The sequence below is a fragment of the Paraburkholderia sp. J76 genome (assembly GCF_905220295.1).
GTDB lineage: Bacteria > Pseudomonadota > Gammaproteobacteria > Burkholderiales > Burkholderiaceae > Paraburkholderia.
This window is the reverse complement of sequence record NZ_CAJMZJ010000002.1, coordinates 164,545-183,271: the sequence shown is the minus strand read 5'-3', so window position 1 is coordinate 183,271 and position 18,727 is coordinate 164,545. Positions and strand designations below refer to the sequence as shown.

Sequence of the window (18,727 nt, the reverse complement as noted above, 5' to 3'; positions counted from 1 at the left end):
CGATCATGAGCAAGACTATCCATGGCGCTCCGCAGCCTGCTTCAGAGCCTGAAGGCCAGGACGCCTCGAAGTTACAAACCCAGCCCGCCGCGCTGCTCGACCGCAGCGACGTGCGTGTGAAGCATGCGAGCGGAATCGGCGAGAGCGTTTCGGCATTCGTCGACCGCGTGCGTTCCGGCGACCTCGGATCGCTGCCGGTCATCGCGGGGCTGGTCATCATCTGGACGGTGTTCACGAGCCTGAACCCCGTGTTTCTCTCCGCCGACAACCTCGTGAACATGCTGTTCGACTGCTCGACGGTCGGCGTCATTTCGCTCGGCATTGTGTGCGTGCTGATGCTCGGGCAGATCGATCTTTCGGTGGGCTCGATGAGCGGTTTTGCTTCGGCGCTCGTCGGCACGCTGTGGGTCAACGACGGCTGGCCGGTGGTGCTCGCCATTCTCGCCGCCATTGCGGTGGGCGCCGTGATCGGCGCGCTGTATGCGCTGCTGCTCAACTGGATAGGCATGCCGAGTTTCGTCTCGACGCTCGCGGGCCTGCTCGCCATTCTCGGCATGCAGCTCTACGTGCTCGGCTCGACCGGCTCGATCAACTTGCCTTACGGCTCGGCGATGGTGAATTTCGGACAACTGATGGTCATCCCGCCGGTCGTTTCGCACTTGATTGCGCTGCTGCCCGGTATCGTGCTGCTGCTGCTCGGCATGCGCACGCGCTCGCGCCGCCATGAGGCGCGGCTTTCCGCGCCTTCGGTTCCAGGCCTGCTCGGGCGCGCGGCGGCGCTGACCGTGTTCCTCGAAATCGTCGTGGCCTATCTGAATCGCGGTCGCGGCGTGCCGTTGATGTTCGGTCTCTTTCTCGGGCTCGCGGTCGTCATGCAATATGCGCTCACGCGCACGCGCTGGGGCCGCTCGATGCACGCCGTGGGCGGCAATCACGAAGCCGCGCGGCGCGCGGGCATCAAGGTCGGCGCGATTTATACGAGCGCGTTCGTGCTGTGCGCAAGTCTTGCGGCGATCGGCGGCGTGCTGACCGCGGCGCGCCTCGCATCGGCGAGCCAGCAGGCCGGCACCGGCGACGTCAACCTCAACGCCATCGCGGCAGCCGTGATCGGCGGCACGAGCCTGTTCGGCGGGCGCGGCAGCGCATGGTCGGCAGTGCTTGGCATTATCGTGATCCAGTCGATTGCGAGCGGCCTCACGCTGCTGAATCTGTCTTCTTCGCTGCGCTTCATGATTACCGGCGCCGTGCTGGCCATTGCGGTGATCGTCGATTCGCTCGCCCGCCAGTCGCGTGTTTCGCATGGCCGCGCCTGAGGCGCCGGAACCTGAATCAAGGAGAAAGTCACCCATGTCTGAATCGATCAAGGGAAAGGTCGCCGCCATTACGGGCGCGGCGTCCGGCATCGGCTTCGCGTGTGCGCGCGCGTTCGTGGAGGAGGGTGCGAAAGTCGTGCTGATCGACCGCGCGCAAGACCGGCTCGCGAAATGTTGCGCGGAACTGGGCCCCAATGCGCTGCCGCTCGCCATGGATCTGCTCAACCCCGCCGACTACGCGGCCATGCTGCCGAAGATTCTCGATCTCGCGGGCGGGCTCGACATCTTTCACGCCAATGCGGGCGCCTATATTGGCGGCGAGGTGGCGAGCGGCAATCCCGACGAGTGGGACCGCATGCTCAACCTGAACATCAACGCCGCGTTTCGATCCGTGCACGCCGTGCTGCCGCACATGATCGCGCAGAAGTCGGGCGATATCGTTTTCACGAGTTCGGTGGCGGGCGTCGTGCCGGTGGTGTGGGAGCCCATTTACACGGCTTCCAAGTTCGCGGTGCAGGCCTTCGCGCACACCGTGCGCCGCCAGGTCGCGAAGCATGGCGTGCGCGTTGGCGCCGTGCTGCCGGGCCCGGTTGTCACGGCGTTGCTCGACGACTGGCCCAAGGCGAAGATGGACGAAGCGCTGGCCCAGGGCAGTCTCATGCAGCCGAAGGAAGTGGCCGATTCCGTGGTGTTCATGCTCACGCGGCCGCGTAACGTGACGATTCGCGACCTTGTGATCCTGCCCAACAGTGTCGATCTGTAAATACCCAGTCAACGAGCCATGACCGCAAACAACCAGGCTGGCGGCGCAAGCCATACCGTCGGCGTCGACGTGGGCACGGGCAGCGCCCGCGCCGGCATTTTCGATTCCACCGGGCGCATGGTGGCGTCGGCGAAACACGACATCACCGTGTTTCATGAGAGCGGCGCGATTGTCGAGCAATCGAGCACGCAGATATGGAATGCCGTGTGCCACGCCGTGAAGGAAGCCATGGCGCAGGCCGCGATTGCGCCGGAGCGTATCGCGGGCATCGGCTTCGACGCCACCTGTTCGCTCGTCGTGCTCGGCGAGGGCGGACAGCCGTTGCCCGTGGGACCGTCCGAAATCGCCGAGCGCGACATCATCGTGTGGATGGATCATCGCGCCGTGGAGCAGGCCGAGCGCATCAACGCGACGGGCCACGACGTGCTGCGTTTCGTGGGCGGCAAGATTTCGCCCGAGATGGAAACGCCCAAGCTGCTGTGGCTGCTGGAAAACCGGCCCGACGTATTCGCCGCCGCCTGGCAGTTCTTCGATCTGACCGACTTCCTCACGTGGCGCGCCACGGGCGATCTGGCGCGCTCCACCTGCACCGTGACCTGCAAGTGGACCTATCTCGCGCACGAGCACCGCTGGGACGAAAGCTACTTCCGCACCGTGGGTCTGGGCGTTCTTGCCGACGAAGATTTCGCGCGCATCGGTCAGTCGATCGTCGAGCCGGGCACGCCGCTCGGCAACGGGCTCACGCCGCAGGCCGCCGCGCAGCTCGGCCTGCGCGCGGGTACGCCGGTGGCGACGGGAGTGATCGACGCCCACGCGGGCGGCATCGGTACGGTCGGCGCGCAAGGGCAGCCCGAGGCGTGCCTTGCGTACGTATTCGGCACGTCGTCGTGCACGATGACGACCACACGCGATCCCGTGTTCGTGCCCGGCGTCTGGGGCCCGTACTATTCGGCGATGGTGCCCGAGGCGTGGCTCAACGAAGGCGGACAGTCGGTGGCGGGCGCGGCGATCGAGCGGCTGCTCACGCTGCATCCGCTCGCAAGCGATGCCGCGAGCCGCGCGGCGAGCGAAGGCCAGTCGCTGCCGACGATGCTCGCCGGGCTGGCGGCGCAGGCTGCGCAAGATGTGTCGGGCGCGGTGCGCCTCGCGCACGATCAAGGCCTGCACGTCGTGCCGGAATTCCTCGGCAACCGCGCGCCGTTTGCCGATCCGCACGCGCGCGCGGTGATCGCGGGACTCGGCATGGAGACGGACATGGAGAGCCTCGTCGCGCTCTACGTGGCGGGCATTTGCAGCATCGGCTATGGGCTGCGGCAGATCATCGAGGTGCAGGCCCACGCGGGCGCGCCGATCGAGCAGGTCGTGATCAGCGGCGGTGCGGGGCGGCTCGACCTCGTGCGCCAACTGCTTGCGGACGCAACGGGTAAGCCCGTGCTGGCCACCCACGCCGAAGAGCCGGTCCTGCTGGGCGCGGCCATGCTGGGCGCCGTGGCTGGCGGCCTGTACGAAAACGCGCGCGGGGCGATGGCCGCGATGTCGCAGATCAGCAAGGTCTACGCGCCGGCCACCGGCGAAATCGCGGCGCTACACGAGGCGCGCTACCGCGCCTTTACGCAGTTGCAGGACGTGGCGCGCGCGATCAGGTAGGGGTTCGAGCCGCCGGGTTTCAAGCCGCCTCGCCGCTGCGCTGCGCGAGCGCGGCGGCGGCGGCCGCCTGGCTTTGCGCGAGGTGCCGCAGCAGCTTCGTCACCATCACGACGACGGTGAGCGCGAGCAGCACGAAGAATACCGCGAGCGGCGTGAGCACGTGCACGGAGACGAACCCGGCCAGCCCCATCATCGCCGAGGAAACGAGCAGCAGCGCGCAGCCCAGGATCGCGCTCGTCAAGCCCGCGATGTGCGGGAACAGCGAATTGCCCTTTGCCATCAGCGTGGGATACATCGTGCCCGCGCACAAACCCATCACGAGAACGGGCGTGGCGAGCGTCCACACGCGCAGGCCCACCGTGAGCGCGAGCACGAGCATGACGATCGCCGCGCCCGCCATCACGCGCGCGCCCACGCGCAGACGCTGCTCGGGCGTCGGCAGGCGCGGGCCGTGCAGACGGTTCGAAAGGCCGCCCAGGAAATACATCAAACCGATGCCGAGCGCGAGATAGCCGAAGAACGTAGGCGGCTTGTGCAGCGTGTTCTGCACCATGAACGGCCCGATGATGTTGAACACCAGCAGGATGCTGTAGCACAGCCCCTGAGCGAGAAAGCAGCTCTGGAACACGGGGCTCGCGAGGACCTTGCGCGCGTTCGCGACGAGCGTGCGCGGCTCCAGATGCACAGGTTGCCGCAAGGTCTCGCGAAAGCGCCACAGCAGCGCCCACATCGCGAGCGAATAAACGAGCAGGAACACGAGGCACGACTTCCAGCCGAACAGCTCCTGCAAGTGCGCGCCGATCACGGGCGCGATGATCGGCGCGAGTCCCCAGGTGATCGACATGTACGTGAACGCGTGCATGAGCGCGGTGCCCACGAACGAGTCCGTGATGATGGCCTTCGCGAGCAGATTGGTCGCGGCGATGCCGAAGCCTTGCAGGCAGCGCGCGAGCACGAACGTTTCCAGATTGGGCGCGGCCAGCGAAAGCAGGCAGCCGAGCGTGAAGACGACGAGGCCGAAGGCCAGCACGCGCTTGCGTCCCAGCGCGTCGGAAATCGGCCCGAAGATGAGCTGGCCGAACGCGTACGCCGCCATATAGACCGAGACGCTCGACTGGATCGCCTGCGGCGAGGTCGCGAAGTAACGCGCCATGGCCGGCAGGGCGGGCACGTAGATGTCGATGGCGAGCTGTCCGGCGGAGGCGAACAGACAAATCAGGAACAACAGGAAGCGCGGCGAATTCGCGGGGCGCGCGGCGGGGGCGGGACGTTCGGGGAGATCGTGGGTCATGACAGCGTGAAAAGGGCGGATTCCGGTGCAGCGGAGCGCGGGAGGGAATCGAACAGGCGCGTTGAGAAGGCACGTTCGAATCGCGAACATGGCGTCCGGTGCGGCGGCGTAGGCGCGTATTGTGCCTCTTATCGGCGGTTTCCGTGCGGCGCCCCTCGGTGCCCATCGGGTCCCATTGGGTCCCATCGGATGGGTAGCAAGCAGCGGGGAAGCGGGAGTGGGCGGGCTTTGGCGGCAGGGCGTTGTCGGGCGCGGCGTTTGCTGAGTATGCGCATATCTCATCCCTGGATCTTCGCGGAGTGCCGACATGCCAGAGAAAAGGCCGAAACCGGCCATCCGCCGCCCGACCGCCGCTGAAGACTACGAAGTCTTTTGCGGCGAGCAGATCGACGGCGCGGGCCGCTACTACGGATTGCTGCGTATTCGCCGCAAGACCGACGGGCGGCTCATCTATCCGTTCGACGGCTGCCCGCGTCCGGGACCGTGCGCAACGGGGCCGCAGGCAAGGCAGGAGGCGCTCGCGCTCGCCGACGAACTGATCCGCGCGGACATCGCGACGCCCGAGGGATGACCAGAGCGCGCGTGGCTCAAAACAAAAACACTTCGTGCACCGAAGTCTGAAACACGCCGCCGTTCATGGGACCGCCGCCCGCCACATGAATCGCATCGCCCACGACCGCCGCGCCCATGCCGTGACGCGGCGTGAGCATGGGCGCATACGCCTGCCATGAATCGGTGGCCGGATCGTAGCCTTCGTTCTGCCCGAACACGCGCCGCGTGCCTTCGCCGCCCATGCAGAAGAACCGCCCGCGCCACGCCGCGCCGCCGTGGCCGGAGCGCGGCGTGGGCATGGGCGCGCGTTCCTCCCATGCGTCGCGCCTCGCGTCGTAGGCCACGTGCATGCCGGTGTTGAAGTCGAACGTGTCCATGCGGCCGCCGGCCACGAGTATCCAACCCGCGAGCGAGACGGCCGCCGTGTGATCGCGCGGACCGGGAATGGGCGCGAGCGTCCTCCAGTTGTCGCTCTTCGGGTCGTACACCTCGTGCCAGTCCACCGAGCGCGTGTCGCGGCCGCCGATGGCGTGCAACATGCCCTCGTGCGCCACCACGGAAATCGCGCCGCGCGAGCCGCGCGAAAGCGGATGGATCGCGTGCCAGCGGTCGTCGGCCACGACGTAGGCGTAGCAGTCGGGCACGGCGATGCGGTTTTGCTCGACGAAGCCGCCCATCGCATAGACCACGCCGTCGAGCGCCGCCACGCCGATATGATTCGCGCCGCGCGCAATGGGCGCCGCGGTGCGCCAGGCGCCGCGCGCGGCGTCGAATACGTGGTGATAGGGGCGCGCGACCTGGCCCGCGCCATACCCGCCGATCACGTGCATCCGATCGCCTTCGCTCGTCGCCCACGCCATTTCGCTGCGCGGCAGCGGCAAGGGCGCGGCCGTGGTCCACTCGCCTTGCGGCGTAGCGCGTGGCGCGCTGGAGTAGAAGAAGCGCTGGGTGAACGCGTCGGGCGGCAACTGCGTGGCGTTGGGGTCGCGCAGGCTCGCGTAGAGGCCGCCGCGCTGGGCGGTCTGCATCGCTTGCGCGTCCTCGGGCATTCCCTGCGTGTCCGCCGCCAGCGCGCCGCGCTGGGGGAACCCGGCGGCGCCACACGCGGCGAGGCTCAGTTCGAGGAATCGGCGACGGGAAAGCGGCATGGCGAACCTCGCGGACGTAAGCAAGACGGCATGGAATACGGTACACGCGTCCGCTGTCGCGGAGCTTGCATGCCGGCATGCGCGATTTCAGGGCGGATTCACCCCGCGATCGCGATGCTGCGTGACCGGATGCCCCGAGAATTTCATTTCGAATTGCGCTGACAGAATAGAAGTGAATTCTCCTCTCTTTGAAGAATCCGCTTCATTTTGGAACCATTTTTCAGCGCCCGGCGCGTAGCATCTTCGGCATTCCGATGTGCGAGAAACGAAGATGAGCGAGAAGGGCGATTTGCGTTACTTTGACTACGCCGCGACCACCCCGGCAGACCCGCGGGTGATCGAAGCGATGTTCGGCTGTCTGGGCATGGAGGGCGACTTCGGCAACCCGGCGTCGAGTTCGCATGGCGCGGGCCAGCGGGCGCGGCGGCTCGTCGAACAGGCGCGCAAGGACGTGGCGGCGCTCATCGGCGCCGATGCCGAGGAGATCGTCTGGACTTCCGGCGCGACCGAGTCGAACAATCTCGCGCTGAAGGGCTACGCGGATCGCGCGACGCAAAAGCGCCATTTCGTCACGAGCCAGCTCGAGCACAAGGCCATTCTCGATACGATGACGAGCCTCGAAGCGCGCGGCATGGCCGTCACGCGGCTCGCGCCGGACGCAAACGGCGAGATCACGGCGCAGGCCGTGGCCGCGGCGCTCACGCCCGACACCGGGCTCGTGTCGCTCATGCTGGTCAACAACGAACTGGGCACGCTCACCGACATCGCGGCGATTGCGCCCGTGGTGCATGCCGCGGGCGCGCTGCTGCACGTCGATGCGGCGCAGGCGCTCGGCAAGACGCCCATCGACGTCAAAGCGATGGGCATCGACCTGCTCTCGATGTCGGCGCACAAGGTGTACGGGCCCAAGGGCATCGGCGCGATCTACGTTAGCCGCGACGCGTTCGAGCGCATCGCGCCGCAAATGCACGGCGGCGGTCACGAGCGCGGCTTGCGCTCGGGCACGCTCGCCACGCATCAGATCGTCGGCATGGGCGTGGCGTGCGTGATCGCGCGCGAAGCGCTGCAAGCGGACAGCGAGCGCATTGCGCGCCTCGGCAAGCGCCTGCTCGCCGACGTGCTCGCGTTGCCGGGCGTGACGCTCAACGCCGCGCACGCGAAGCGCATTGCGCATACGCTGAGCCTCACGATCGATCTGCCCGGTTTCTTCCCGTTCCTGCTGACGGGCGACCTCGCCATCTCGTCGACGTCGGCGTGCAACTCGGCTGCCGGCACGCCGTCGCACGTACTCACGGCGATCGGGGTGAGCGAAGAGGCGGCAAACCGCACGGTGCGCCTGAGCCTCGGGCGCTTTACGAAGCCGGAAGACGTCGATTTCGCGGTGGACTGCATTCGCCGCGCTGTCGCGCCGTGCGTGCCGGCGGAAGCGGCGCTTTGATGTCGCCGTTCACCGCCACGATGCCCATCGATTCACGATGATCGTTTCACTCGTTCTCGGCGCCATGATCGGCGCATTGCTGGGACTCACGGGCGCGGGCGGCGGCATACTCGCCGTGCCCGCCATCGTGGTGGGAATGGGCTGGCCCATGCAGCAGGCCACGCCGGTTGCCTTGATCGCCGTGGCGAGCAGCGCGGGAATCGGCGCGCTCGAAGCCTTCAGGAAGCGGCTCGTGCGCTACCGCGCGGCGTTCTGCATGGCGCTCGCGGGCGTGCCCGCCACGTGGCTCGGCGTGCGCCTCGCGCAGGCCATGCCGCAACGCCTCCTCCTTGCGCTCTTCGCGGGCGTGATGCTGTTCGTGGCGGTGCGGCTGCTACGTCAAACCATCGGCAGGAAGCGCGCGCTGCAGGAAGCGTCGCCGCTTTGCGTGGGGCGTATCAATCCCGACACGGGCCGCCTCGTATGGTCGAAAACCACGGCGCTCGCGCTGGCGTCCACCGGCGCGTTGACGGGCCTGATGACCGGTCTGCTCGGCGTGGGCGGCGGTTTCATCATCGTGCCCATGCTGCGCAAGCTCACGAACATTTCCATGCACGGCATCGTCGCGACGTCGTTGATGGTCATCGCGCTCGTGGGCTCCGGCGGCGTGGTGGCGACCGTGCTGCACGGCGTGCCGCTGCGGCTCGACCTCACGCTGTGGTTCACCGTCGCGACCGTCGCGGGGATGGTGCTCGGCCGCCACGTTTCGCACCGCGTTAGCGCGCGCCATACGCAGATGGGCTTCGCCGCCATCCTGGTGTGCGTGGCGTGCGGGATGCTCGCCAAGGTGGCGCTTGGGTACTGAGCGCTTCGGTTGACCCTCAACCGGCGTCGGCGAAAAAGCGCTGGATTTCGTCTGTGAGCCAGTCGCGCACGGCACGCACTTTAGGGTCGTCGCGGCTGCCGATGCGGTAGACGAGATCGTGCCCGCGCTCGGACTCCAGACGCAATTGCGGAAACGGCGCGACGAGGCGCCCCGCCGCAATGTCGTCCGCCACGATCACGCTGCGCCCGAGCGCCACGCCTTCGCCGCGTATCGCCGCTTCGATTGCGAGGCTCCCGTGGCTATAAGCCGTGCCGCGATCGCTACGCACGCCGCTCAAACCCGCCAGCGCCAGCCATTGCTCCCAGTTTGCGAGCATGCCGCCTTCATGCAGCAAGGTGCAGCGCGCGAGACATTCCACTGAAGCCATTCCGCCGATCGTCGCCCGATAGTCAGCACTGCAAACGGGTGTGACGGTTTCTTCCAGAATGCGCTCGGCCAGCACGCGTGGGTAGCGCCCGCTGCCGTAGCGAATGGCGACATCGACATCCGAGTCGTTGAGATCGACGTATTTATCGGTCACGTCCAGATGCACGTCCAGTTCCGGATGGCGTGCCCTGAGGCGATAGAGGCGCGGTGCGAGCCAGCGGTTCGCGAAGGACACGCTGGCGTTGATCTTCAGGCGCGTGACGCTGTCGTGCGTGCGCAGGCGCTCGGACTCCTTGGTCAAGTCAGCGAGCGCGCGGTTCACGGCCAGCAGGAATTCGGCGCCGGCCTCGGTCAGAACGATGCGCCGCGTGAGACGCTGGAAGAGCGCCACGCCCAGATGGCCTTCTAGCGCCTTGATATGACGGCTCACGGCGCCGTGCGTGACGTGCAGTTCCTGCGCGGCCAGCGTCATGCTGAGAAGCCGCCCGGTGGCTTCGAAGGCGCGCAGGGTTTGCAGGGGAGGAAGGCGGTCGAACATGGAGCGGAATGCGCGACATGCGTGAGTTTTACTCACGCATTATATGACGACAAATGGTTTGTCAGCCACAGTGCCGCCGTTCAATATGGGCAGAAAGCGGCGGGCGAGGGTGCCAGGGCTCGCCGCGCATTCCTGAAGTTGGCATTCTCCGCATTGCGTCGCTCATCATGGATCTTCTGCTTTTCAAGCTCGTCGTTACGCCGTTGTTGCTGTTGGCCGCCAGTCTGGCTGCGCGCCGCTGGGGCGAAGCGGTCGGCGGATTGCTCGTCGGGCTGCCGCTCACGTCCGGGCCGGTTTCGGTCTTTCTCGCGCTTGAGCACGGACCGGCATTCGCCGCGCAAGCGACCTCGGGCTCGCTCGTTGCAACGGCTGCGCAAGCGGCGTTCTGCGTTGCGTATTGCCGTGTTGCGGCACGCGGATGGAAGGTGGCCCTGGCGGCGGGAGGCGCGACGTTCGCCCTCGTGGCCCTCGTGCTGCAATGGAGCGCGCTGCCTGCCAACGGGCTTTATCTCTTTGCGATTCTCTCGATTGCGCTTGCGCTCAATCTCATTCCCAACAAGCCCGCACGAACGGCGCGGCTCACGCCGCCGTGGTGGGATCTGCCTTCGCGCATGATGCTCATTGCCGGCCTTGTCGTGAGCGTGACGCTGATCGCGCCTTATGTCGGGCCCGAGGCGAGCGGCGTGCTCGCGTCGCTGCCGTTCATGGCGATCATCCTCGCCGTGTTCGCGCACCGCATGATCGGCCATGAAGCGGCGCAACAACTCATGCGCGGCATGACCACGGGCCTGCTGGGTTTCGCCACGTTCTTCTTCGTGCTGAGCCTCACGCTCACGCGCTGGAATCTGTTGTCCGCTTATGGCGCCGCGATTCTCTGCGTGCTTACGATTCAGGCGATTTCGCTCTATCGCATGCGCCTGCCGACGCCGTGCCTGCACGGCAAATCCAAGCCGGAAGGCAGCGCGCCGTAACGGCTGCTGCGTTTCCTGGCCCGCTCTAACGCGCCGCCTGAAACATCGTCATGCGTTGCAGGATCCAGTCGAGCAACTCATGCGCGGCCGCGACGAGCGGCCGCCCCGACTTCACCAGCACGCGCGCTTTGGTGCCTTGAAAAAGCGCGTGATCGATGGGCACGGTTGCGAGTTCGCCGGCCTCGATTTCGCGCGAGGCGGCGAATTCGCCAATTAGCGTCGCGAAGTTTTCCACGGCGACAAAACGCTTGAGCGCGGTAAGCGAATTCGTGGTGAGCGTCGCGCGTATCTCCACGTTCTCCGCGAACGCCAGCATCTTCGCGAGGTGCCCGATGCCGAATGTGGCTGGCATCAACGCGAGCGGCCACGCCAGCAGATCGTCGATCGTCGCGGGCGTGCCCCGCAGCGCGAGCGGATGATCGCGGCGCACGAGCAGCACGACGGGCTGCGCTGAACTCGCGCGGTATTCGATGCGCTCGTGCGGCGGCGGGTTGAACGCGAGGCCGATATGGGCGCGGCTTTCGGCAACCTCGCCCAGCACGTCGTCCACAGGCAGCATCGTGAGGCTCACATCGAGCTTCGGATACTGCGCACAAAACGGCGTGATGACCTCGGCGACGAGCGCATCGACATAGCCTTCGCTGACGGCCAGATCCACGCGGCCTTGCTGGAGCCCGCGCAACGCGTGCAACTGGTCCTCAAACTTCTCCTGCTGCGCGCGATAGCCGCGCCAGAACTCCAGCAGATGCGCCGCCGCCTCGGTGGGCTTCACGCCGCGCGCCTGGCGCTCGAACAGTTGCGCGCCCAGTTCGTCTTCGAGCAGCTTGATTTGCCGCGTGATGACCGAGGGCGACGTGTTCAGGCTGTCCGCGGCGCCGCGGATCGTGCCGTGCGTGAGCACTTCGTGAAAATACCGCAGCCGCTGCTGATTGATCTCGCGCATCGCGCCCTCGTTTGCGCCTCGTTTACGTGAAGGGACGGCGAAGCGACCGTTGCCCATAGAAGAACGATATGTGAACTTTGTTGCTCTTGCTAGCGCGGTATGCCCTGGCCAGGATGATGTTGCGCACCGACGCAACCCACAGGAGACAGGACATGGCCGCCATTCTTCCCCGCACGCGAAGCTTCGACGCTTCCGCGCTCTACAGCAGGATCAACGCGCGATTGCTGCCGTTTCTGCTGATCTGCTATTTGTTTGCTTACCTCGACCGCGTGAACGTGGGGTTCGCCAAGCTGCAGATGCAGACCGATCTCGGCTTCTCCGACGCCGCCTATGGCGTGGGCGCGGGCATTTTCTTCATCGGCTATGTGCTGTTCGAATTGCCGAGCAACCTGCTGCTGCCGAAGATCGGCGCGCGCAAGACCTTCGGGCGCATTCTCGTGCTGTGGGGCATCACGTCGGCGTGCATGCTGTTCGTGCGCAGCGTGCCCGCGTTCTACGCCATGCGTTTCCTGCTAGGCGTATTCGAAGCGGGCTTCGCGCCCGGCATGATCTTCTATCTCTCGCGCTGGTACGGTCCCTCGCGCATGGCGCGCGCCATTGCGATGGTGTTTCTCGCGGGGCCGATTGGCGGCATTGTCGGCGGGCCGGTTTCGGCGGCCATCATGAGCCTGCTTGCGGGCAAGGCCGGCCTCGCGGGCTGGCAATGGATGTTTCTCGTGGAAGGCCTGCCGTGCATCGTGCTCGGCATCGCGACGTTCCTTTATCTGCCCGACCGACCGTCCGACGCCGCATGGCTGAGCGACGCCGAGAAGCGCCAGATCGAAGCCGAAGTCGGCGCACCCGAGGCGCACGCCACTTCGTTCGGCAGCGTGCTGCGCGACCGCAAAGTCTATGTGCTGGCGTTCGCGTACTTCTGCATCATTGCGTCGATTTACGCCATCAGCTTCTGGCTGCCCGCAATTCTCAAGGCGCAGGGCGTCAGCAATCTCATCACGCTGGGCTGGTACACGTCGGTTCCCTATGTCGCGGCGGCAGTCGGCATGCTCTATATGGGCCGCCGTTCCGACCGGCTGGGCGAGCGGCGCTTTCACTGCGCCGTGCCCGCTGCGGCCGCCGCGCTGCTTTTTGCGCTGTGCGCGGCCACGGGCAATCATCTCGCGTCCACGCTCGCGCTGCTCACGCTCGTGACGATGGCGCTGTGGATGGCCTATACGGTTTTCTGGGCGATTCCGCCCGAATACATCAAGGGACCGGCCGCGGCGGGCGGCATTGCGCTCATCAACACCATCGGGCTTTCCGGCGGATTCTGGGGGCCGGCTGCCATCGGCTGGATCAAGACGGCGACGGGCAGCCTGCAGCCGGCGCTCCTCGCCATGGGCGGCGTGTCGTTCGTCGGCGCGCTGCTGATTCTTTCGGTCAGGCTTGCGGGCGCGAAGCGCTGAACGCAGTCTGTTTGATAAGACATCCTATGTAATCGAGGTAAAGGGAAATGAAGATTCTCATCGCGGGCTTCCAGCACGAAACCAACACGTTCGCGCCTACCAAGGCCAGTTATCAAAGCTTCGTTCAGGGCGAGGGCTTTCCTGCGCTCACGCGCGGCGCCGACGTGCTCACGCTGCGCGACGTGAACGTGCCCGCCGGCGGCTTCATCCAGGCGGCGGAAACGGCGGGGCATACGCTCGTGCCGGTCATCTGGGCAGGGGCGAGCGCTTCGGCGCACGTCACCGAAGACGCCTTCGAACGCATAGCCGGCGAAATCGTCGATGCCGTGCGGCGCGGTGGCTTCGACGCGATTTATCTCGACCTGCACGGCGCAATGGTCACCGAACATCTCGACGACGGCGAAGGCGCGCTGCTTGCGCGCGTGCGAGCCATCGTGGGCCGCGAGATGCCCGTGGTGGTCTCGCTCGATTTGCACGCCAACGTGACCGAACAGATGTTCACGCACGCCGATGCGATGGTCGCGTATCGCACGTATCCGCATGTCGACATGGCCGAAACGGGCGCGCGCGCGGCGCACATCCTCATGCGCCTCGCGGCGGAGCCCGAGCGCAGGCTCAAGCGCTACGTGCGCCGCATTCCGTTCCTGATTCCGGTGAACGGCATGTGCACCCTCGCGGAACCGGCGCGCGGCACCTATGCGCATCTCGCGCGGCTGGAGGACGATTCGGTCGTCTCGCTTTCGTTCGCGCCGGGATTTCCGGCCTCCGATTTTCCCGAATGCGGCGCGGCAGTCTGGGGTTATGGCTTCGACGAAGCCGCCGTGGTGACGGCTGTGAACACGCTGGCTTCGGCCATCGTGGCCCAGGAGCGCGACTGGGAAGTGCGCTTTCTCGACCCCGACGCCGCCGTGCGCGAAGCCATGCGCCTGGCGGAACACGCCACGCAACCGGTAGTCATCGCCGATACGCAGGACAACCCGGGCGTGGGCGGCGACTCGAACACCATGGGCCTCGTGCGTGCGCTGCTGCGCCATGGCGCGCGCGACGCGGCCGTGGGCCTGATCTGGGACCCGCAGGCGGCGGCGAAGGCGCACGAAGCGGGCGTGGGCGCGACGATCGAGCTGGCGCTCGCGGGCGGCACGGGCGTGCCCGGCGACGCGCCGCTCGCCGGGCGTTTCGTCGTGGAGCATCTCGCCGATGGACGCGTGCGCTTCGACGGCCCGATGATGAACGGCATGTGGACGGAGATCGGGCCGGTTGCGTGCCTGCGCATCGAAGGCGTGAGGATCGCGGTCAGCTCGGTGAAGATGCAGATATTCGACCGCAATCTGTATCGCGCGGCGGGCATCGAACCGGAGCGCATGAAGATTCTGGTCAACAAGAGTTCGGTCCATTATCGCGCCGATTTCGACGCTATCGCCTCCGCGCACCTCGTCGCGAAAGCGCCTGGCCCCATGGCCGCCGACCCCGCCGATTTGCCGTGGCAACGCATCGATACGCGCTTGCGTCTGCGTCCGAACGGCGTGTCGCTCAGCGAGATGAGCGAGTAAAGCCGGGGTTTTCGTATCGTTATGTATCCACCAGAGCAATGGACAAGGAGGCTTGCAAAAAGAGGGGTTCGCGCAAACAAGCGGGATACGTGCGGGAGTTCAAATACACCCATGCCAGTCAGCGACGTCGCCCTCAGACATCGAAGGGACTGGATGCACGAGCCACGCAAACGTGGTCCGGATCGAACTCATTGATTACAGGTGGATACCATGAAACTCGTCAAATCGCTGATCGTTGCCGCTGTTGTCGCTGTTCCCGTCGTTTCTTTCGCGCAGTCCGCCGAGCCGCTTACGCGCGCCCAGGTTCGCGCCGAGCTGGTGCAACTGGAGCAGGCCGGCTACAACCCGGCCGCCGACTACAACGACTATCCGCAGAATGTCCAGGCCGCCGAAGCGAAGGTGAGCGCGCAGAACGGCGCGGTGGCATCGGCGTACGGCGGCGTGGCGAGCGGATCGTCGGCAGCGGGCACGGCTGCGGCGCCTCGCGACATCCCCGGTTTTGGGTCGGTCTACGCGCATCAGTGACGGGGTGCGACTTGCCTCATTCGTCGTGCGGGCCTAACCTGTGCGGACAGTGACGACCCGGCGACGAACCCGAGCCCAGCATGCAAATCCATCCCGTACGGCTGTCTCCCGGCGACGATCTGCGCGTCGCCGTCGAAGGTTTGCTGGGCCAGCAAGCTTCGCATGCGGCGTTTGTCATACAGGGCATCGGCAGCCTGAGCGTCGCGCAGTTGCGCTTTGCGGGCGCCGAAACGCCGACCGCGCTGCACGGCGACCTCGAAATCCTCACGCTTGCGGGTTCCGTTTCGCCCGATGGCGCCCATCTGCACATGTCCGTCTCCGACGCGCAAGGCCGCGTGTCCGGCGGCCACGTCGCGCGCGGCTGCACGGTTCGCACCACGGCCGAACTGCTGCTGGTGCTGCTGCCCGGCCATCGCTTCTCGCGAGAACTCGATTCCTCCACCGGATACGCGGAGCTGCAAATCCGCAACGCGCCGGGCTGATCGTCCCGCGCCGCCATTCGCGCGGCATCACGCACCGTCACAAAACTTAAAAGCGGCTTCGCTATGCTTCGGCGTTGCCTCGCCGCTGCATGCGTTGTTGCGTACGTCGTCGCGTACATCGCGCGCGAGGCCCCGCTCGGGCCGCTCCTCGAGCCGTTGTTGTGCCTCTATCTGGACGGAGACTTCGATGACGGTCGAATCCGCGCCGGCGCGCCTGCTATTGCGAGGCGCCGCGCGCAAACGTTTGAGCCCGCCCGCCGCACTCGCGACGAAGCGCGCGCCCGCCGCGCTGCTCGCATGCGCTGCCGTGCTTTGTACGCTCGGCGCGTGCAGCGCGCGCGATAGCGACACGCGCGCCGCGCTCACCACGAACGCCGCACGCGAGCTCGCGCAGGCGCAGCCAGGCGGCCAGCCGCAGCGCCCGCCGCTTGCCAGCGCGTTCACGCCGGCGTCGGAGGCGCAGGCTCTGCCAGATCGCACCGACGGCGACGCGGCATTGCCCGCGAACGCCGTCCGCTCGCCGGCGCAGCCACCCGCCAGCGCGGGCGCGCCGGACACACAAGCGGCGCAAATCGAACCGCTCGTCACACCCGTTATCCACATCGCCGATTGACGTGCCCGGCCGCGCGGCCTTGCCGCCTGCCGCCCCGTCAAGGCGGCGTGCCGCGCGTGCCTTTCTCAACCTGAAGATGGAAACCACAAGATGACATCGAGAAGCCGCCGTGACTTTCTCCGCACCGCCGCGATGAGCGCCGGTTCGGCCACCGCCCTGACGATGCTGCCGCAGGGCATCCGCAACGCGCTCGCGATTCCCGCGAACAATCGCACCGGAAGCATCCGCGACGTCGAGCACATCGTCGTCCTCATGCAGGAGAACCGGTCGTTCGATCATTATTTCGGCACGCTGCGCGGCGTGCGCGGCTTCGGCGACACGCGCACGATCACGCTGCCCAACGGCAAGCCCGTGTGGAACCAGCCGCTCGCAGCCGGCGTGGGCGAAGTGCTGCCGTTCCATCCCACGGCGGCCAACCTCGGGCTGCAGTTCCTCCAGGACCTCCCGCACGACTGGCCCACGACGCACGCAGCGTGGAACGGCGGCCGCTACGACCAGTGGGTGCCCGCCAAGGGCACGACGACGATGGCGTACCTCACGCGCGACGACATCCCGTTCCACTATCAGCTCGCCGACGCCTTCACGATCTGCGACGCGTATCATTGCTCGACGCTGACCTCGACGGACCCGAACCGCTACTACATGTGGACGGGCTGGGTGGGCAACGACGGCAGCGGCGGCGGCCCCGTGGTCGACAACGCGGAGGCGGGCTACGGCTGGTCCACGTACCCTGAAGTGCTGCAAAACGCGGGCATTACGTGGAAGATCTACCAGGACATCGGCGAAGGCCTCGACGCCAAAGGGGCGTGGGGATGGACGGGCGACAACCCGTACATCGGCAACTACGGCGACAACTCGCTGCTGTACTTCCATCAATACCAGAACGCACAGCCCGGCAACCCGCTGTACGACCGCGCACGCACGGGCACGAACGTGCTCGCGGGCGGCGGCTATTTCGACGTGCTCAAGCAGGACGTGGCGAACAATGCGCTGCCGCAGGTCTCGTGGATCGTTGCGCCGGAAGCGTATTCGGAACATCCGAACTGGCCGGCCAACTATGGCGCATGGTACGTCGACCAGGTGCTGCAGATTCTCACGTCGAACCCGGACCTGTGGAGCAAGACCGTGCTGCTCGTGAACTACGACGAGAACGACGGTTTCTTCGATCACCTGGCGCCTCCGTTCCCGCCGGCTTCGAGCGCGAACGGCCTTTCGACCGTCGACACCGCCAACGAAATTTTCCCCGGCAGCAGCACGTACGCGGCGGGTCCGTACGGCCTCGGGCCGCGCGTGCCGATGGTCGTGGTCTCGCCGTGGTCGCGCGGCGGCTGGGTGTGCTCGGAAACGTTCGACCATACCTCCGTGATCCGCTTCATCGAGAAACGCTTCGGACTGCATCACGACCTGCGCGAGCCGAATATCACGCCGTGGCGCCGCGCCGTGTGCGGCGATCTCACTTCGGCATTCAACTTCGCCACGCCGAACGCAGCGATTCCCGCGCTGCCTTCCACGACGGGCTACGCGCCGCCCGACAAGCTGCGTCACCCCGACTACGTGCCGGTACCGCCCGCCGTGGGCAGCGTGCCGAAGCAGGAGGCGGGCGTGCGCAATGCGCGCGCACTGCCGTACGAGCTGTTCGTGCGCTTCGATGCCAATGCCGGTTCAGGCGACGTCGCGGCGCGCTTCGTCAATTCGGGCCGCGCGGGCGCGGTGTTTCTCGTCTACACGGCGGGCAGCGCGGAGGCGCCGCGCACCTATACGGTCGAAGCGGGCAAGCATTTGCAGGACAAGTTCGCGCTCGCCGCCACGGGCGCGTATGACTTCAGCGTGCACGGACCCAACGGTTTTCTGCGTCGCTTTGCGGGCAAGCAGGTGAGGCCGGGGTGGTTCGGCGGCGATGAAACGGCGCGGGCCGAGGTCGCCGAGGGCTACGACGTGGCGAACGGCAACCTGCAATTGCGCCTCGCGAACACAGGCAACGCGCGTTGCCAGTTCACGATCGTGAACGCCTACGATCCGGCGACGAAGATCCAGCGCACCGTGCGCGGCGGCGACACCGAGCCGCTCTATCTCGACCTGCGCAACGCGTATGGCTGGTACGACCTGACGATCACAGTCGACAGCGATTCGACCTTCGTGCGCCGCCTTGCGGGTCACGTCGAAACGGGCCGCCCGAGCTATAGCGATCCCGCGCTCGGCGCCTGATGCGCTCCAGCAGGCAAGGTGAGCCACGGCTTTCGCGAGCCGTGGCTTTTTTGCCTGCCGCGAAAGTCAATAAAA

General features: G+C 66.6%; 16 protein-coding genes and 1 pseudogene. 13 read left to right on the top strand and 4 right to left on the bottom strand.

Features of this window, described 5'->3' with window-relative positions; genetic code table 11:
* Positions 1-5: 5 nt before the first annotated feature.
* The 3 genes from U5768_RS04385 to U5768_RS04375 are packed head-to-tail and all read left to right on the top strand — an operon-like array spanning position 6 to position 3,723.
* Positions 6-1,313 carry an ABC transporter permease subunit gene (locus tag U5768_RS04385; protein ID WP_322029160.1) on the top strand — a complete coding sequence of 436 codons (1,308 nt, stop codon included), beginning with the start codon at positions 6-8 and terminating at the stop codon, positions 1,311-1,313.
* A gap of 34 nt (positions 1,314-1,347) precedes the next feature.
* Complete coding sequence (locus U5768_RS04380; RefSeq protein WP_322029159.1) at positions 1,348-2,076, top strand: SDR family oxidoreductase; 729 nt, start codon at positions 1,348-1,350, stop codon at positions 2,074-2,076.
* Between the two features lie 18 nt (positions 2,077-2,094).
* Positions 2,095-3,723: an FGGY-family carbohydrate kinase gene (locus U5768_RS04375; RefSeq protein ID WP_322029158.1), complete on the top strand. Its 1,629-nt coding sequence runs from the start codon at positions 2,095-2,097 to the stop codon at positions 3,721-3,723.
* 19 nt (positions 3,724-3,742) lie between these two features.
* Here U5768_RS04375 and U5768_RS04370 read toward each other — a convergent pair whose 3' ends face one another.
* A complete protein-coding gene (locus U5768_RS04370; RefSeq protein ID WP_322029157.1) occupies positions 3,743-5,014 on the bottom strand; it encodes a multidrug effflux MFS transporter in 1,272 nt (423 codons plus the stop codon).
* A 307-nt stretch (positions 5,015-5,321) separates the two neighbouring features.
* On the opposite strand from U5768_RS04370, the gene U5768_RS04365 reads away from it, so the two are divergent.
* Entirely contained in the window at positions 5,322-5,585 is a 264-nt protein-coding gene (locus U5768_RS04365; RefSeq protein WP_322029156.1) for a DUF6723 family protein, read from the top strand.
* 16 nt (positions 5,586-5,601) lie between these two features.
* Here the strand turns inward: U5768_RS04365 and U5768_RS04360 are convergent, their stop codons facing one another.
* Positions 5,602-6,714, bottom strand: a complete 1,113-nt coding sequence (locus U5768_RS04360) for a galactose oxidase (protein WP_322029155.1) — start codon at positions 6,712-6,714, stop codon at positions 5,602-5,604.
* Between the two features lie 271 nt (positions 6,715-6,985).
* Between U5768_RS04360 and U5768_RS04355 the strand changes: the two are divergent.
* Both U5768_RS04355 and U5768_RS04350 read left to right on the top strand, forming a co-directional pair.
* Positions 6,986-8,143 (top strand): annotated as a pseudogene (locus U5768_RS04355) (cysteine desulfurase family protein); the annotation flags it as partial.
* Between the two features lie 46 nt (positions 8,144-8,189).
* Positions 8,190-8,996 carry a sulfite exporter TauE/SafE family protein gene (locus U5768_RS04350; RefSeq protein WP_322029154.1) on the top strand — a complete coding sequence of 269 codons (807 nt, stop codon included), beginning with the start codon at positions 8,190-8,192 and terminating at the stop codon, positions 8,994-8,996.
* Positions 8,997-9,012: 16 nt separating this feature from the next.
* On the opposite strand, the gene gcvA is transcribed toward U5768_RS04350, so the two are convergent.
* Complete coding sequence (gene gcvA / locus U5768_RS04345) at positions 9,013-9,921, bottom strand: transcriptional regulator GcvA (protein WP_322029153.1); 909 nt, start codon at positions 9,919-9,921, stop codon at positions 9,013-9,015.
* A 167-nt stretch (positions 9,922-10,088) separates the two neighbouring features.
* On the opposite strand from gcvA, the gene U5768_RS04340 reads away from it, so the two are divergent.
* Positions 10,089-10,892, top strand: coding sequence for a hypothetical protein (locus U5768_RS04340; protein ID WP_322029152.1), 804 nt, complete (start codon positions 10,089-10,091; stop codon positions 10,890-10,892).
* A gap of 25 nt (positions 10,893-10,917) precedes the next feature.
* Here the strand turns inward: U5768_RS04340 and U5768_RS04335 are convergent, their stop codons facing one another.
* Positions 10,918-11,835: a LysR family transcriptional regulator gene (locus U5768_RS04335; protein WP_322029151.1), complete on the bottom strand. Its 918-nt coding sequence runs from the start codon at positions 11,833-11,835 to the stop codon at positions 10,918-10,920.
* A 152-nt stretch (positions 11,836-11,987) separates the two neighbouring features.
* Between U5768_RS04335 and U5768_RS04330 the strand changes: the two genes are divergently transcribed.
* The 6 genes from U5768_RS04330 (at position 11,988) to U5768_RS04305 (ending at position 18,652) form a co-directional block, all read left to right on the top strand.
* Positions 11,988-13,277, top strand: a complete 1,290-nt coding sequence (locus U5768_RS04330; RefSeq protein WP_322029150.1) for an MFS transporter — start codon at positions 11,988-11,990, stop codon at positions 13,275-13,277.
* 47 nt (positions 13,278-13,324) lie between these two features.
* Positions 13,325-14,827 (top strand): M81 family metallopeptidase, encoded by a 1,503-nt coding sequence (locus tag U5768_RS04325; protein WP_322029149.1) that lies wholly within the window; start codon positions 13,325-13,327, stop codon positions 14,825-14,827.
* Positions 14,828-15,037: 210 nt separating this feature from the next.
* Positions 15,038-15,352 carry a DUF4148 domain-containing protein gene (locus tag U5768_RS04320; RefSeq protein WP_322029148.1) on the top strand — a complete coding sequence of 105 codons (315 nt, stop codon included), beginning with the start codon at positions 15,038-15,040 and terminating at the stop codon, positions 15,350-15,352.
* A gap of 80 nt (positions 15,353-15,432) precedes the next feature.
* Positions 15,433-15,834, top strand: a complete 402-nt coding sequence (locus tag U5768_RS04315) for a PPC domain-containing DNA-binding protein (protein ID WP_322029147.1) — start codon at positions 15,433-15,435, stop codon at positions 15,832-15,834.
* A 187-nt stretch (positions 15,835-16,021) separates the two neighbouring features.
* Positions 16,022-16,447, top strand: coding sequence for a hypothetical protein (locus U5768_RS04310; RefSeq protein ID WP_322029146.1), 426 nt, complete (start codon positions 16,022-16,024; stop codon positions 16,445-16,447).
* A 90-nt stretch (positions 16,448-16,537) separates the two neighbouring features.
* Positions 16,538-18,652: a phosphocholine-specific phospholipase C gene (locus U5768_RS04305; protein WP_322029145.1), complete on the top strand. Its 2,115-nt coding sequence runs from the start codon at positions 16,538-16,540 to the stop codon at positions 18,650-18,652.
* The last annotated feature ends 75 nt before the right edge of the window (positions 18,653-18,727 follow it).

Coding starts and splice junctions, on each gene's coding strand:
- U5768_RS04325 (WP_322029149.1), top strand. CDS start 13,325: ATGAAGATTCTCATCGCGGGCTTCCAGCACGAAACCAACACGTTCGCG.
- U5768_RS04340 (WP_322029152.1), top strand. CDS start 10,089: ATGGATCTTCTGCTTTTCAAGCTCGTCGTTACGCCGTTGTTGCTGTTG.
- gcvA (WP_322029153.1), bottom strand. CDS start 9,921: ATGTTCGACCGCCTTCCTCCCCTGCAAACCCTGCGCGCCTTCGAAGCC.
- U5768_RS04305 (WP_322029145.1), top strand. CDS start 16,538: ATGACATCGAGAAGCCGCCGTGACTTTCTCCGCACCGCCGCGATGAGC.
- U5768_RS04370 (WP_322029157.1), bottom strand. CDS start 5,014: ATGACCCACGATCTCCCCGAACGTCCCGCCCCCGCCGCGCGCCCCGCG.
- U5768_RS04310 (WP_322029146.1), top strand. CDS start 16,022: ATGACGGTCGAATCCGCGCCGGCGCGCCTGCTATTGCGAGGCGCCGCG.
- U5768_RS04320 (WP_322029148.1), top strand. CDS start 15,038: ATGAAACTCGTCAAATCGCTGATCGTTGCCGCTGTTGTCGCTGTTCCC.
- U5768_RS04330 (WP_322029150.1), top strand. CDS start 11,988: ATGGCCGCCATTCTTCCCCGCACGCGAAGCTTCGACGCTTCCGCGCTC.
- U5768_RS04385 (WP_322029160.1), top strand. CDS start 6: ATGAGCAAGACTATCCATGGCGCTCCGCAGCCTGCTTCAGAGCCTGAA.
- U5768_RS04335 (WP_322029151.1), bottom strand. CDS start 11,835: ATGCGCGAGATCAATCAGCAGCGGCTGCGGTATTTTCACGAAGTGCTC.
- U5768_RS04380 (WP_322029159.1), top strand. CDS start 1,348: ATGTCTGAATCGATCAAGGGAAAGGTCGCCGCCATTACGGGCGCGGCG.
- U5768_RS04350 (WP_322029154.1), top strand. CDS start 8,190: ATGATCGTTTCACTCGTTCTCGGCGCCATGATCGGCGCATTGCTGGGA.
- U5768_RS04315 (WP_322029147.1), top strand. CDS start 15,433: ATGCAAATCCATCCCGTACGGCTGTCTCCCGGCGACGATCTGCGCGTC.
- U5768_RS04360 (WP_322029155.1), bottom strand. CDS start 6,714: ATGCCGCTTTCCCGTCGCCGATTCCTCGAACTGAGCCTCGCCGCGTGT.
- U5768_RS04375 (WP_322029158.1), top strand. CDS start 2,095: ATGACCGCAAACAACCAGGCTGGCGGCGCAAGCCATACCGTCGGCGTC.
- U5768_RS04365 (WP_322029156.1), top strand. CDS start 5,322: ATGCCAGAGAAAAGGCCGAAACCGGCCATCCGCCGCCCGACCGCCGCT.